The sequence below is a fragment of the Arthrobacter sp. Y81 genome, from assembly GCF_002929335.1.
GTDB lineage: Bacteria > Actinomycetota > Actinomycetes > Actinomycetales > Micrococcaceae > Arthrobacter.
On record NZ_PJIL01000005.1, the window covers coordinates 21,937 to 35,598 of the forward strand.

The 13,662-nt window shown below is 65.2% G+C and carries 14 protein-coding genes; 9 read left to right on the forward strand and 5 right to left on the reverse strand.

Annotation, left to right across the window (positions count from 1 at the left end):
- The first annotated feature begins 1 nt into the window (after position 1).
- Complete coding sequence (locus tag CXQ91_RS08385; protein WP_104173470.1) at positions 2–1,225, forward strand: MFS transporter; 1,224 nt, start codon at positions 2–4, stop codon at positions 1,223–1,225.
- Between the two features lie 85 nt (positions 1,226–1,310).
- Here CXQ91_RS08385 and CXQ91_RS08390 read toward each other — a convergent pair whose 3' ends face one another.
- Together CXQ91_RS08390 and CXQ91_RS08395 are read right to left on the reverse strand one after the other, a co-directional pair.
- Entirely contained in the window at positions 1,311–1,979 is a 669-nt protein-coding gene (locus tag CXQ91_RS08390; protein ID WP_104173471.1) for an excalibur calcium-binding domain-containing protein, read from the reverse strand.
- Positions 1,980–2,026: 47 nt separating this feature from the next.
- Positions 2,027–3,403 (reverse strand): DUF1524 domain-containing protein, encoded by a 1,377-nt coding sequence (locus CXQ91_RS08395; protein WP_104173472.1) that lies wholly within the window; start codon positions 3,401–3,403, stop codon positions 2,027–2,029.
- Between the two features lie 392 nt (positions 3,404–3,795).
- On the opposite strand from CXQ91_RS08395, the gene CXQ91_RS08400 reads away from it, so the two are divergent.
- Entirely contained in the window at positions 3,796–4,308 is a 513-nt protein-coding gene (locus tag CXQ91_RS08400) for a hypothetical protein (RefSeq protein WP_258073888.1), read from the forward strand.
- A 23-nt stretch (positions 4,309–4,331) separates the two neighbouring features.
- On the opposite strand, the gene CXQ91_RS08405 is transcribed toward CXQ91_RS08400, so the two are convergent.
- Complete coding sequence (locus CXQ91_RS08405) at positions 4,332–5,369, reverse strand: helix-turn-helix transcriptional regulator (protein ID WP_104173474.1); 1,038 nt, start codon at positions 5,367–5,369, stop codon at positions 4,332–4,334.
- 120 nt (positions 5,370–5,489) lie between these two features.
- Here CXQ91_RS08405 and CXQ91_RS08410 point away from each other — a divergent pair, with 120 nt between their 5' ends.
- The 3 genes from CXQ91_RS08410 to CXQ91_RS08420 all read left to right on the forward strand — a co-directional run bounded on the left by CXQ91_RS08410 (position 5,490) and on the right by CXQ91_RS08420 (position 7,782).
- Entirely contained in the window at positions 5,490–5,888 is a 399-nt protein-coding gene (locus CXQ91_RS08410; protein WP_104173668.1) for a DUF1304 domain-containing protein, read from the forward strand.
- An 88-nt stretch (positions 5,889–5,976) separates the two neighbouring features.
- A complete protein-coding gene (locus CXQ91_RS08415) occupies positions 5,977–6,870 on the forward strand; it encodes a potassium channel family protein (RefSeq protein ID WP_104173475.1) in 894 nt (297 codons plus the stop codon).
- 117 nt (positions 6,871–6,987) lie between these two features.
- Complete coding sequence (locus tag CXQ91_RS08420; protein WP_104173476.1) at positions 6,988–7,782, forward strand: alpha/beta fold hydrolase; 795 nt, start codon at positions 6,988–6,990, stop codon at positions 7,780–7,782.
- 9 nt (positions 7,783–7,791) lie between these two features.
- Here CXQ91_RS08420 and CXQ91_RS25240 read toward each other — a convergent pair whose 3' ends face one another.
- Positions 7,792–7,926 (reverse strand): hypothetical protein, encoded by a 135-nt coding sequence (locus CXQ91_RS25240; RefSeq protein ID WP_258073889.1) that lies wholly within the window; start codon positions 7,924–7,926, stop codon positions 7,792–7,794.
- A gap of 461 nt (positions 7,927–8,387) precedes the next feature.
- Here CXQ91_RS25240 and CXQ91_RS08425 point away from each other — a divergent pair, with 461 nt between their 5' ends.
- Together CXQ91_RS08425 and CXQ91_RS08430 are read left to right on the forward strand one after the other, a co-directional pair.
- Positions 8,388–8,972, forward strand: a complete 585-nt coding sequence (locus CXQ91_RS08425; protein WP_104173477.1) for a mismatch-specific DNA-glycosylase — start codon at positions 8,388–8,390, stop codon at positions 8,970–8,972.
- Between the two features lie 218 nt (positions 8,973–9,190).
- Positions 9,191–9,829 carry a hypothetical protein gene (locus tag CXQ91_RS08430; RefSeq protein ID WP_104173478.1) on the forward strand — a complete coding sequence of 213 codons (639 nt, stop codon included), beginning with the start codon at positions 9,191–9,193 and terminating at the stop codon, positions 9,827–9,829.
- 37 nt (positions 9,830–9,866) lie between these two features.
- Here CXQ91_RS08430 and CXQ91_RS08435 read toward each other — a convergent pair whose 3' ends face one another.
- Positions 9,867–10,247: a VOC family protein gene (locus CXQ91_RS08435; RefSeq protein WP_104173479.1), complete on the reverse strand. Its 381-nt coding sequence runs from the start codon at positions 10,245–10,247 to the stop codon at positions 9,867–9,869.
- Positions 10,248–10,562: 315 nt separating this feature from the next.
- Here CXQ91_RS08435 and CXQ91_RS08440 point away from each other — a divergent pair, with 315 nt between their 5' ends.
- Together CXQ91_RS08440 and CXQ91_RS08445 are read left to right on the forward strand one after the other, a co-directional pair.
- A complete protein-coding gene (locus CXQ91_RS08440) occupies positions 10,563–12,311 on the forward strand; it encodes an ATP-dependent DNA helicase RecQ (RefSeq protein WP_104173480.1) in 1,749 nt (582 codons plus the stop codon).
- A 44-nt stretch (positions 12,312–12,355) separates the two neighbouring features.
- A complete protein-coding gene (locus tag CXQ91_RS08445; RefSeq protein ID WP_104173481.1) occupies positions 12,356–13,657 on the forward strand; it encodes a hemolysin family protein in 1,302 nt (433 codons plus the stop codon).
- The last annotated feature ends 5 nt before the right edge of the window (positions 13,658–13,662 follow it).

The following is a 13,662-nucleotide window of genomic DNA, read 5'->3' on the forward strand; positions in this document are numbered from 1 at the left end:
ATTGTCTCCAGCAAAGCCATGGCAGCGACGCCTGCACCTGACAGGAATGTGGGTCAATTCGCTTGGCGGGGGTGCTTACAACATCGCCCTACCGCTCATCGTGCTTCAAACGAGCGGCAGCCTGGCCCAGATGTCCATCGTGGCCGTCGCGTCACAACTGCCAAAAGCCTTCCCCGGAGTGCTGATTGGTGGACTGGCCGATCGTATGTCGCCGCGTGCCATGACCCACATTGGATATTGGGGTCAAGCGCTGGTTGTGGCAGCCATGGCGGTGCTGATCGGCCCCTGGCATACTCCCTTTTGGGTTCTGGTGCTCGGCGCCTTCCTTCGTGGCAGCCTTGACATGTTCGCGCGAACTGCAACCTTCGTTGCCATCCCGAAAATGTACGGCGAGGGCACAGCCAAGTTCAATGCATCCGTCTCCACGGCATGGACTTCGGCTTCCATCGTGGGGCCAGCTATCGGTGGAGCTTTAAGTGCTGTCTGGGGCCCCTGGTGGTTGTTGGCCGTGGACGCTGTTTCATTCACCGTGATTGCGTTGATAATGAACTTCCTGCCGTGGCCGGACCGTCCAAGTAGTCCGCCCGACCGACCAGGCTTTATTCGCGAACTTTCTGCGGGGTACGGGAGACTCTCACAACTCAACGGTTGGTGGCGCTTTGCTGGGACAGTTGTTCTGATTGGCTTCCTGTCTGCGCCTCTGTCGACGCTGGCCATTTTCCAGGCGTCAGTCAATCTGGGTGGTTCAACTACCGAAGTGGGAATTGTCGGCGCGGCCGCGGCAGCAGGTCTGTTTTGCGGATCAATCCTGTCCGGCCTGTTTTCCAGTTGGCGTCCAAACATCCTCATGCAACGTTCCTCGTGGCTGATGGCCGGGGGGTCCCTGCTCTTCTTCGTCCCGTCCTGGATCGCTGTTGCCAGTGCCCTCTTTATCGTGTGCACCGGAGGCATTGCCTGGACTGTCGGACGCACGTCACTTATCCACCAACAGATTCCCTCCTCAGACCTGGGCAAGACCATGACGGCCGTCCAGTTTCTTGAAACAGTCTCCAGCCCCCTCAGCCTTACGGTTGCCACGTACCTCATGGGTGTTTCATCATCTATGGCATTTGCGTCAATCTTGTTCGCAGCACTACTTTCAGGACTGCTTGCCCTGGGTTCTGATTCGATACTGAGTCCCAAAGAACGCGAACCAGAGCCACGGCCACGGGAGACAGTGCACTAGCTTCACTATTCCGGCGTGCCCCTAGGTCCGTACAAACAAAGATGCCGTGAAGACCTTGCGAAAGGTCTCCACGGCATCTTTGCGACTAGTTCTCGCAGGCAACGCCGTCGCGATCTCGGTCAAGGCTGGTGCTGTAGCCAGGCTGCCCGGCGTACAGCGGCGCTGCTCCTGCGGCCTTTACTGCGGCACAGTTGGCGTAGGAGGCGGCGGGAGCAACCGGCGCCGGGGCAGCCTGTTGCACTGGAGTCTGCGGGACGGCCTGCTGCGCCGCCGCTTGTTCGGCGGCCGCCTTCGCGGCAGCAGCAGCCGCATCCGCTGCAGCCTTGTCCGAAGCAGCTTTATCTGCCGCCGCTTTGTCAGCCGCAGCCTTGTCCGCAGCAGCTTTTTCAGCCGCAGCTTTGTCCGCGGCGGCCTTTTCCGCCGCGATCTTGTCAAGGCTCTTGACGCCGAGTTTCACGGTGGAACCCTTTGCCACTCGGGCACCTTCGGCGGAGTCCTGGGACGTCACCTGCCAGTTCTTCTTCACCATGATCGACTTACCGTCCACGGTGTCCTCAGCCTCGACCTCAAGCCCGAGATCTTTCAGTTGATCCTCGGCTTTATCCAGCGTCAGGCTCATCACACCTGGAACCGTGACGGTATCAGTAACCTCTGCAACAGCCGTCGTTGATGCTGTCGGCGCGGCCTCCTGCTTGCCGCCACATCCGGTCAGCATGAGGCCGGCCAGCACAACTAATGTCAGAGTCTTTTTCATTTTTCCCCCTTGGAAAGTTTTTGAAAGTGTTGAGTGATGGAATCGGTCTAGCTTTCGCAGGCAACGCCGTCGTGGTCGCGGTCAAGCGCGGCACGGTAACCTGCTGACCCCGCGTATAGCGGCGCGGCACCTGCGGCCTTCGCCGCCGTGCAGTTGGCGTAGTAAGCAGCTGCCGGTGCCGGCGCAACGGGAACCTGCACTGCAGGTGCGGGAGCAACAGGGGCCGGCGCAACGACAGCCGGAGCGGGTGCTGCCGGGGCGGGCGCGGCCACCACAGGTGCGGGCTGAACGGCAGCGGGAGCTGGCGCCGGTGCCGCAGCGGCGGGCGCCTGCTCGTTTGTCGGTGCGAGCTGGCCGGAGCAGTCGGCCAGGATCCTGGCCATGGCGTCGTGCTCCGCCTGGATGACCCACAGGCTGTACGTCGCCTTCACCGAAATCTGCCGGGCGACATATTCGCACCGGAAGCCCTTGTTCGGCGGCAGCCAGGTGGCGGCGTCGCCGTCGCCCTTTTTCATGTTGGTCGGGCCGTCTGTCGACTGGAGGTTCAGGGGGTCATTGGCGAAGGCTGTCCGCTGTTCCGTGGTCAGCTGCTGCGCGCCCTTCTGCCAGGCGTCGCTGAGGGCAACCACATGGTCGATCTGGACGGCGCTGCTGGTCGCAGTCCCCCGCAGGAAGTTGATGCTAGTGCCCGTGTAGGGGTCAGCCAGCGTGCCGGACTGCACCTTGCAGGGCACACTGTTGGTGTATTTGATAGCCGCAAGGTCGCGTTTGAGGATGTCATTCCGGGTGTCGCAACCGTTACGGTCAACGTCCGCCCACGCCTGCCCGAACAGCGCGCGGTCATATCCCGTCTTCGGTGCCCGGCCCTTGATGGGAAGGGTGGCCAGCAGGTCCACGGCCTTGGTGGCGAAGGCCGGCTGCGTCTTCGGAGCCGTAGCACTGGCCCCCTGCGCCAAGAGGTAGGGGCTGTCCGGATCCAGCGGGGCGCCCGTCTCCTGCGCGGTTGGGGCGGACGACGGCGTCGGCGTGGCATTGGCAGTCGCGCTCGCTTGAGCGGAGGCAGGCGAAGTGCCCTCCGACGAGGCGGGTTCCAGATCCGCCGTCGCAGTGCGCGGTATCGTCAGGCCGCCCGCGATAAGCAGGGCAAAGGAGACGGCAAGGGCGACGGCGCCCGCCTTCCGCTTGGCCGGAAGCCAGGCCCACGAGCGGCGTCCGGTCGCCAGGACATAGACGCCGGTGAGGCCGGCCGAGATGACCAGGAAGACCAGCGCACCCCCAAGACCGCCACTCAACGCCCCCAGGATCACGAACAGCGCGGTTATGCCCCCGACAATGAAGGTGGAAGCGCGTGGCTTCTTAGGCGGCCTCTGGCCCGGTCCCGCGCCCGCGGGCTGTGACCCCCAAAGGGTCTCGTAGTTCGACATTCTTTCCCCCATTAAAAAAGACCCGGCAAATAGCCGGGCCTTTTGCTTAAGCCGAAATCTCGCTAATGAGAAGCGTATTTCTCCGGCGCTGGGGGAAACGCAAACTGCGTTGAACCTTGCACAACGTTGATTGAGTCTTGAGCCAGTCTTGAGGGTGCCTGTCACACAGTGAATTCAATGCATACCTGCCACGCATCGTGTGCGTAAGACGGACGCACCGGTGGCTCGTTTCGATCCCTCGACACTGGTGAGATCCGTGGGCCGGCTTCAGCAGCCTTCGCCAGTAACTGCCGCGGAATGCCCGGAAGCGACTGGGATAGGCTCGCTTGGGACCGGAATAAGCATTGACGCAAACTTTCAGGGCGGGGAATTCATTGGATCTACTGGGCGGCATGAGCCGCGACGAACTCCGCATCTTTTCTTGGGTTGCCGCCGCCGCCTTCGCGCTGGTGGCCGGCGTCTGGCGTCCGCGCCGGCTTCATTGGACTGCCCTTGGTTCCGTCCTGCTCTTCGCGGCCCTCAACGCGGGTGCCGGAATCTACGTCCTGAACCATTTCAATGACTCGCGCTGGTCCACCGGGGAAGAACCGCCGCTGAGCGTTCCGTCGTTTTCCGGGACGCCTGTTGTGGGGCAATTTCTGGAGCCCCTAGACTCCGCTCTGAACGGAGTGGTCGGCGGGGTGAACGAGTTCCTGGCATTCAAGCAGGCACTTCCCGTCGCGCTGGATTTCCTTGCCGCGTCCGGCTGGGCCCTGCTGGTGGCGTTCCCGATCGCCATTCTTGCCGCCAGCATCAGTTACGCCGCGGCTAGGCGCCGAACGGCGGACTTCGAAAAATACCGGGCCACCGTTGACCTGCTCCAAGATGAGCTTGAGCAGGTCAAGCGGCAGATCTCGTCAGGATGATTCCGGTGGGTGCTTGGCCAGCTTCAAACCAGCAGCTTGGCCACCAGCTCACCCCGGCTGCCCACGCCCACTTTTCCGTAAAGCGCCTTCAGATGGTCGTGCACCGTATGCGGGGAAATGAACAGCTTCCGGGCGATGTCCGCCGTCGGATTCCCGGACAGGACCTCCAGACAGACATCCCGCTCCCGGGCGGAGACCCCGTAGGCGGCAAGCAGGAGGCTGACCATGTCGTGCGACGTGGCAGGCTCCACGGTGACCACCATCTGCTCGGGGTCGTCGCCCGTAATAAGGCGGCTGGCCTGCAGCACCACCCAGTTGCCGCCGGCGTCGCGCATTCTGGCTCGGGCAGTGCCTGAAACAGAGGCGTGGGCCTGCGCCACCACGGAGTGCAGCGTCATGGTGAAACCGCCCGGCGCCGCATACTCCAACTCGGCCAACCACAGGACTGCGGCGGGGGTGGCTGCCCGCAGTTCACTGTGGATCCCGGCGATAACGATCACCGGGCCACCGGCAGCCGGGCGTGGCCCGCGCTGCACCCGCACTGCGATCCGGGTGGCAGCTGCCAGCGTGGCGGTGACGGCGTCCAGGAATTCCACCTCACGGTCCGAGAAGTCCTGGCCGCCCTCCCGGAAGATACTGCCCACACCCCAGCACGCCTCGTCCACCCGGAACGCCGCGCGCAGCTCATGATGCAACCCAAGGGGAACCAGCAGGTCGTTAATCCGGACGCTGTGGACCACGTCCCGGTGCGGGGCGTCAGAAATCCGCGCCACGGGCCGCGGCCGCCGCAGCAGCTCCCTGAACGTGTTGGGTTCGGCACCGGTGTACTCGGACTCGGCGAAGCGGGCGGCATATTCGTCCGTCACCGGCCACGGCCTCCAGTTGGTCACGGACGTCATCCCCAGCGTGTCCGGGTCCACCCCTGCCCAGCAGCCCTGATCGAACGGGACCGCATGCCGCACCACGGCCAGCGCCGCAGCATAGAGCTCAGCCAGGTCCAGGCCGCCCGCGGCAAGGTCGGCAATCTCGCGCCGGGCACGCTCAGCGCGCTCCTCCCACATACCTCCAGTATCCGGCCGGACGGCCGGACCGCAATCCCCCAAACCGGGGATTGAGTGGGTTTCCAGAAACCCCCGGTGAGGGGATCGCAGGGGCGCGCGCCGCCGTCGTACTCTTCCCTCATGAACGCCGTATCGCAGCTCTTCGCGGTGCTTGCCGCACTGATCTACATCGTGGTGTTCCCGCTGGAAAGCTTCTTCCTGCGGCACCCGGCAGCGCAGAAATTCCTCAGCACACCCGCGCAGAACGTTCCCGCCGTGATGATGTGGGCCATCCCCACCGGGTTCCGCAACCTCCTGATCGGGCTGGGGAACATCGCCGGGGTGGTGGCGGTGAACACGGGCTACGTGGTTGTGGGCTACACCCTGGTGGTCTACTGCTGCGCCAATATGGTGCTCAGCGGCGCCACCATGGGACTCGCGGACTGGCTGGGCCACTACCCACGGAAGGGCGACAGCATTCCCGGCACCCTCGGCGCGACCGTCCCTCCCCTGATTGCGCTGGTGGCGCTGCCTTTCTGAGCAAGCAGGCGCCGAGCAACCTGGCGTCGGCAGCCTGTCCCGTGATGTCCGTCGCCGGTTCCAACCAGTGCCGCCCGTAAGATGAGGCATGGACTTCGAGGACACGCTCTGGACGGTTTTGGGGGCCGGGCTGGTTCTGCTGATGCTTGTTGACGTCTTCCGTACGCTCCTATATCCGCACGGTTCCGGTCCTGTGGGCCGGGCCATCATGCGCGGATTCTGGCTGGTGTCGAGAAAACTGCGGGGCCGGGGCTCCTTCATCGCGGCACCGTTGGCCATGGCCGCCGTCATTGGCGCCTGGGCAGGATTGGCGGCCATCGGCTGGGCCCTGCTCTATCTGCCCCACCTGCCGGACGGTTTTGTTCACGGGCCCGGGATCCCGCAGCGGAGCGACTTCGCCGAAGCGCTCTACATCTCCCTTGTCACTCTTTCCACGGTGGGGTTCGGCGAAATCGTGCCGGCGCATCCGCTGCTCAGGCTGGTGGTGGCCCTCCAGGCCGTCACCGGTTTCGGCCTGCTGACAGCTACGGTCACCTGGATCCTGCAGACCTACCCGGCCCTGAACCGCCGCCGGGCCCTTGCCCACCAGCTGAACCTCTTCAGGGAGGCTGCCGGACCGGCGGGTGTCTTGTCCCTGGATCCCAGGCATGCTGCCGGGCTGCTGGAGTCAATGGCCGGAAACGTGGCTTCGGTGAGCATCGACCTGCTTGCGTTCCATGAAACGTATTACTTCCGTGAAGTCGAGCAGCGCGGCTCCTTGCCGGCCACGGTGGCCTACGCCCAGGAGCTGGCGTCCGAGGCCCAGCGCAGCGAGAGCCCTGAACTCCAGTTCGCCGGACGGATGCTCCACGCGGCGCTGGACGGACTCGCGGAAGTCCTTCGCGGCAAATTCGGCCACTCCGGAACAACCTCTTCCGATGTGTTCGACAGCTACGAGCTGCACCACAGACACCGGCGGCCGGGGCAACCGGACGCAAAGTAGCGTCACGGCTACTGTGTGCCATGAGGTCCGGAAGAATTACTGGCCCGACGGCGGCGGGCTGCGCCGCCGTCCCACGGGACCGCGATCCGGGCAGCCGCTGCGGCGTACCCTGAGGCTATGGAATCCGAAGTCCGGGACGTCAGGCTCCGCACCGGGATCACGGTGCCGTGCCTAGTCCAGGGCGACGCCAGTGCGAAGCCGGTATTGCTGCTGCATGCATGGGGTGAATCCCGCGGGAGCTTTGACCGCCTCCTCCCTCTGCTGACCGGCTACAGGATCTACGCCCCGGACCTTCGCGGGCAGGGTGAGGCAGACAAACCGGAGGACGGCTATTCGCTGCCGGAACAGGCCGAGGATGCCGCTGCGATCCTGGACACCCTCAACGTGCCGAACGTTTTTGTTGTTGGCTCCTCAAGTGGTGGCTACGTCGCCCAGCAGCTGGCCGTTTCCCACCCCGGGCGGGTTGCGGCGATGGTGCTGGTGGGCTCGCCCCTGAGCCTGCAGGGCCGGCCCGCCTTCGCCGACGAAGTGGACGGCCTGACCGACCCGCTCGACGCGGACTGGGTACGGGAGTCCCTGACCTGGTTTCCCATGCTGCACGAGGTTCCCGGATGGTTCATCGAGGACCGCGTGCGCGACGGCCTCAGGATGCCTGCCTACGCGTGGAAAGCCATCCTCAACGGCCTGATCACGGCTACGCCGCCCACGGAATCGGGAACCATCCACGCGCCCACGCTGATCCTCTGGGGCGCCCAAGACAACCTGCTGACACGCAGCGACCAGGAAACCCTGGCCGCCCGGATCCCCGGTGCAGTGCTGAAGGTGTACCCCGACGTGGCGCACGTGGTCCTGTGGGAGTGCCCGGAGCGGGTCGCCGAGGACTCGGTGGCGTTCCTCCGCTCTCTCGGATGAAACTCAGCTTCAGTCCACGGCAGCGAGGATTGAGTTCAGAGCGTCCAATATCCGCTTCATCAGGGGGATCTCATCGCTGCCGCCTGACCAGCCCATGACTCCGAGAGTGGCAGCCGGCGCCGAGAGGTCGCCAATGACTACCATGTACGCGCACATTCTGGCCGTCGGCGCCGTGGCCGTGGCTGCTCCCTTCGGGGGCTGCACTCGAGGTAGGCCAGAGAATTTCGCGAGATAGGTCTCCCCGGCTTCGCAGAATTGTGCGGACGGCAATCCGGTTGTTAGTACCCTCCGCGGGAGTTCGGAGGAGGGCTTGCTGTAGCCGAGGCCGACATGGATGTTCCTGTCGAGGGCACGGGAGCTGTTGATAGTGCCGCGAGGGCCGCGGTAAGGACCGTGGCAAAAGATAGCTGCATGCCGTCCCCCATTGGTCTGAGATGGTTCACAGTAACAGCCTCGGGTCGGGAGGCCGGCGTCGCCATTAACTCCGGCCGCAGCGATGGCCGTGACGGAGGGCAAAGCTGCTGACCCTCGCGAAGTAGGGCGCTGGCGTTCGGACGGACCGGCCCCGCTTCGCTTCTGGATGGCGCGGGTCCTAGGCTGGAAAGGTGCGGTTTACTCGGTCTGCGCTTGATTCGTTCCGCGGCGGGAGCCTGCCGGACCTGCTCGCGGACCACACGCGGCTTCTGTTCGTAGGCATTAATCCCGGCCCGCGCGCCGTTGCAGTGCAGGCACATTTCGGCGGCGGCGGGAGCAACCGCTTCTATCCTGCGCTCTACCGGGCGGGCATCGTCGATCGGCGGATAGATGCTTCCGCGGGCTTCCATCCCGAAGACCTCGAACATCTGCGTGAGCGTGGCCTCGGCATCACCTCACTCGCTGCCGGAGCGTCGGCACGCGCGGACGAACTCACCGCAGAACAACTTATCGCTGGAGCCGATGCCCTGTCAGAGCGCGTCGGACGCATCGCGCCGGCAGTGGTGGCAGTACTGGGAATCACCGCCTACCGGACTGCCTTCGCCCGGCCGCTGGCGAGGGTCGGGCGTCAGCCGGATCTTCTCGGCGGCGCCCCCGTCTGGGTGGTCCCCAACCCGAGCGGGTTGAACAAGCACGCGAACCTCGCTGACCTGGCAAACGCCTACCGAGAAGTCGCCATCGCAGCCGGCATCGACGTCTTCACAGCATCCGACTGACCGGCGCGCGCCTGCTCACGTCGGATCGTGGATTCTTTCCGACGTCACAATCCGTCGACGATGCCGCCGACGACGGCGCCGAACCTCTCCGCCGGCCCACCTCGCCAGCGCCCTGTTCTTCATGATCGCGGTCAGCTCCATGCCCCGCACCTGCGAGCGCATGGTCAGCGGATGAGGCGCCCGCCGACGCAGCCGTGTTCGCGTGAAAGTATTCATTCATGACTATCGACGGCGACACCGCCAAACTCCTGGCCTTCATGGATTCCCACGGCATCGACGCCTCGGCTCAGGTCAGCCGTGGTTGGGCTTCCATCGGAGCGATTATTGTCGATGCTTCCTTGCAGCGACGGCAGAATTACGCGGCCACCGTGAAGCCGCGCGTTGACGCTCTGGTTGTCGCATGGCCGGACGCGAAAACCACCAGTGGGTTCCGGAAACGTCTTGCGACGGGAACCCTCTCGGAGGTCATCGACTGGCCATCGCCGGGCCGTCTTGCCCAGATAGACGACTTAACATGTGTGTTTGAGGATCAGGGCATCGAAACCGTAGAGGAACTCCGGGCCACACTCACTGACCCGGCAACGAGGCCGGTTTTTCGTGAGGCCCTCGCTGGAGTACGTCACGTGAGCCCCAAGACACTGGACTACATCGACAGTCTCAGTGGACTCGCTACGGGGGATGCTATTGATGTGCGGATACGGAGAGTGGCGGAGGCCGCCGGTATCGAGGGCACCTCTTACGCCAACATGTCGGCCGTGATCCGCGCTGCTGCAGACTCACGAGGGTGGCGCGCCGGGGACCTGGACGCTGCACTGTGGCACTTCCGTGTTGAGGGCGCCCCGGAATCATCGACGTAAGGCCGAGGCGCCCGCAGCGGCGAGCGCCGGCGTCGTCCTACGCGCGCTGGGAGATGTTGAGGATGTTCCCTTCGCTGTCCAGGAACCAGGCGGCCTTCCCCCATTCGCTCGTGGCAATGCCGTTCTCCGTCTTCAGCCCGGGCATGTCGTACTCTTCAAAAACGACGCCGCGGCCCCGCAGCTCCTCCACTTCGCGTTCGAGGTCATCCGTGGCCCAGCCCATCTGGGTGTTCTTCGCCGTCCCTGCATTCTCCGTCTGATAAACGAGGAAGGTCGTTCCGTGGCCGCCCCGGTAGATCAGGCTGTCCTCCTCCGCGGACTCGGAAGGTTCCAGCCCCAGCTTGTCCCGGTAGAAATCCTTCGCCCTCTTGATGTCCTTCGCGGGAAGGACGGCCATGATGTCTGAATCCGTGAGCATGATGAGTTCCTTTGTGCCTTGGTCTCGCGTTGATGGCGGTGGTCTCCCCCGGTTGTGGCGGCTCCGAAACTGTCCCGTAGCCGCGTGGCCGCCCGTTCCGCCAAGCAACGGGGCCGCCAACTGGGACCCAGCCACGCCCAGCCAGCCATCACCGGCGCGAGGGTCCCCAAGCTTATGGGGACATTATGGAACCGATTCACGGCTACGGAAATAGTGCTGACGCCTCGGGTGCCGCTCAAAAACCGCAAGCGCGTATGCTGAACCCCTCGGCTGATGACACCCGGCCACCGGATCGCACCACCACGGAGCTGCCACATGACCGAGGCACCAGCCCCCGCAGTCCCCACGGATGCCGCCAGTACCCAGGACCCCGACGCCGGCCTCCGCCAGCTCGCGGCGGAAACGTTCGGACTACCCCAGCTTCGCGCCGGCCAGCTCGCCGGGATGCGCGCCCTCGTCGCCGGCCGGGATGTCCTTGCCGTGATGCCCACCGGCTACGGCAAGTCGGCCATCTACCAGATGGCCGCGCTGCACCTTCACCGAAACCAGGACCAAGCCGCCCCGGACTCCAGCGGGCCGGGCAGCGCAAGGCGCGGTCCCGCCGTCGTGGTCTCCCCGCTGATCGCTCTGCAGGAGGACCAGCTGGACGGCCTGCTGGAGACGCTCGGCGGGGAGGCCGCCGTCGCCATCAACTCCGGCCGCAGCGATTCCGAAGTGAACGGTGCTTGGGAAGCCGCCGAGCGAGGCGACGCCGTCTTCGTGTTCCTGGCCCCCGAGCAGCTGGCCAGGACCGAGACCGTGGAACGGCTCGCGGCCCTGGACGTCTCGCTGTTCGTGGTGGACGAGGCACACTGCGTCTCCTCCTGGGGCCACGACTTCCGGCCCGACTACCTGCGCCTCGGCGAGGTCCGCGCACAGCTGGGCAACCCGCCTGTCGTCGGACTTACCGCCACCGCCTCTCCCCCGGTGCGCGACGAAATCCAGCAGCGCCTGAACATGTTGGACCCGCTGGTCTTGGTGCACGGCTTCGACCGGCCCAACATCCGGCTGGAGGTGGTCCGCCACCACAAAGACAAGGACAAACGCCGCACCGTGACCAAGCAGGTGGCCGCATTCAGGGGTCCCGGGCTGCTGTACGCCGCCACCCGCAAGGACACCGAGGCCTACGCCGCCGAGCTCACCGCCCTGGGCCTGCGCGCCGAGGCGTACCACGCCGGCCGGAAGCAGGGCGAGCGGGACCGCGTCCACCAGCAGTTCCTCGACGACCACCTCGACGTGGTGGTGGCCACCACCGCCTTCGGCATGGGCATCAACAAACCCAACGTCCGCTTCGTCATCCACGCCGACATCCCCGATTCGCTGGACAGCTACTACCAGGAGATCGGCCGCTCCGGGCGCGACGGCGAACCTGCCGCCGCCGTCCTCCACTACCGGTCCGAGGACCTCGGGCTGCGCAAGTTCTTCGGCACCCACACCCCGGACGAGGAATCGCTCCTGGCCGTCCTCCAGGTGCTGCGCGCCGCCGTCGGGCCGGTCAAGCAGAAGGCGCTCGCCGAGCAGACCGGCTTCTCCCCGCGCAGGCTCACCGGACTGCTGAACCAGCTGCAGGAAACCCGAGCCGTCAAGGCCGGAAAGCGCGGCATCCGGCTCGAAGCGGGAGCCAAGCTGCCCGCGGTGGTGGAACGCGCCGTCGAACACGCAGAAGCACGCCAGCGGGTGGACCGCTCCCGCATCGAGATGATGCGCGGCTACGCCGAGACCGACGCCTGCCGGCGCCAGTTCCTGCTCGGCTACTTCGGCGAGGACCTCCCCGAGCCCTGCGGCAACTGCGATACCTGCACCGACGGCTCCGCCTACGAGGAGGATTACGACGACGACGCCGCGGCCGCCGCCGGCGGTGACCCTTTTCCGCTCCAGGCCGCCGTTACCCACAAGGAATGGGGGCCGGGCCTGGTGATGCGGCATGAGGAGGACACGATCACGGTGCTGTTCGAACAGGAAGGCTACAAAACGCTGTCCCGCCGGGCCGTGACGGATGGGAAACTGCTGACGCTCGCGACGTGACGGGTGCGATCCAGTTAATGGCGCCGATTCGGTAGTGTCAGGTCATGGACAGCGGCACGTTGGTCAACTTCGCTTTGGTTCTCTTCTTCGTGCTGCTGGGAGGCGTCTTTGGCGGCACCGAAATGGCGCTGGTGTCCCTCCGGGAAAGCCAGGTGCGCCGGATTGAAAAGGCGGGGAAACGCGGGGCCAGGGCTGCAGCCTTGGCCCGGAATCCCAACCGCTTCCTCTCCACCGTCCAGATCGGTGTGACACTGTCCGGCTTCTTCTCAGCCGCCTATGGCGCGTCCACCATATCCCCCGACATCGAACCCATCCTGGAAGGCATGGGGTTCGGTCCCGCGGCTCAACCGGTGGCGTTTATCGGCATGACGCTGCTGGTGGCCTACCTTTCCCTGGTGCTCGGTGAGCTGGTGCCCAAGAGGCTGGCCATGCAGAGCGCTGTGGGCTTCACGAAGGTCCTGGCCCCGCCGCTGGTCGTCCTCTCCGAAATCATGCGGCCCGTCATCTGGCTGCTGTCCGTTTCCACCGACGCCGTGGTCAAGCTCTTTGGCCGTGATCCGCACGCCAAACGGGAGGGCATCAGCTCCGAGGAACTCTGGGACATGGTGGCGGAAAGCGACCTCCTGGAAGAAAGCAGCCGGCGCATCCTGACCGACGTGTTTGGCGCCGGGGACCGCACCCTGCAGGAGGTCATGCGCCCGCGCACCGAGGTGACATTCATCGACGGCATCATGAGTATCGCCGACGCACGCGGCATGGTCCGGGACGGCCCGTATTCGCGTTTTCCCGTGATTGGCAGGACCCCGGACGACGTCCTGGGATTCGTCCATATCCGCGACCTGATGCCCCGGGATGAACATCAGGACCAGGGAATGGTGAAGGACATTGTCCGTGAGATCCTCCCGCTGCCGGGGACGAACAGGGTGCTGCCCTCGCTGTCCCGGATGCGCAGGCTGGGCCACCACATAGCGCTGGTGGTGGACGAATACGGCGGCACGGACGGCATCGTCACGCTGGAAGACCTCGTGGAGGAACTCGTCGGCGAAATTTACGACGAATACGACACCGGGGCCGACCACGAGGACCGCGTCACCGTGGCCAACGGATCCATCGACGTGGACGGCGGCCTGATCCTGCAGGAATTCGCGGCAGCCTCCGGCATCACGCTGCCGGAGGGCCGCTACGAGACAGTGGCCGGCTTCGTCATCTCCCGTCTGGGCCGCCTGCCCGTCATCGGTGACCGGGTGGAGGTGGGCGGCCATGTGCTGACGGTCCTCGCGATGGACCGGCTCCGCATTGCCCGGATCCGGGTGACGCCGGTGGCCGGGCAGCCGACGGCACTCTGAGCAGG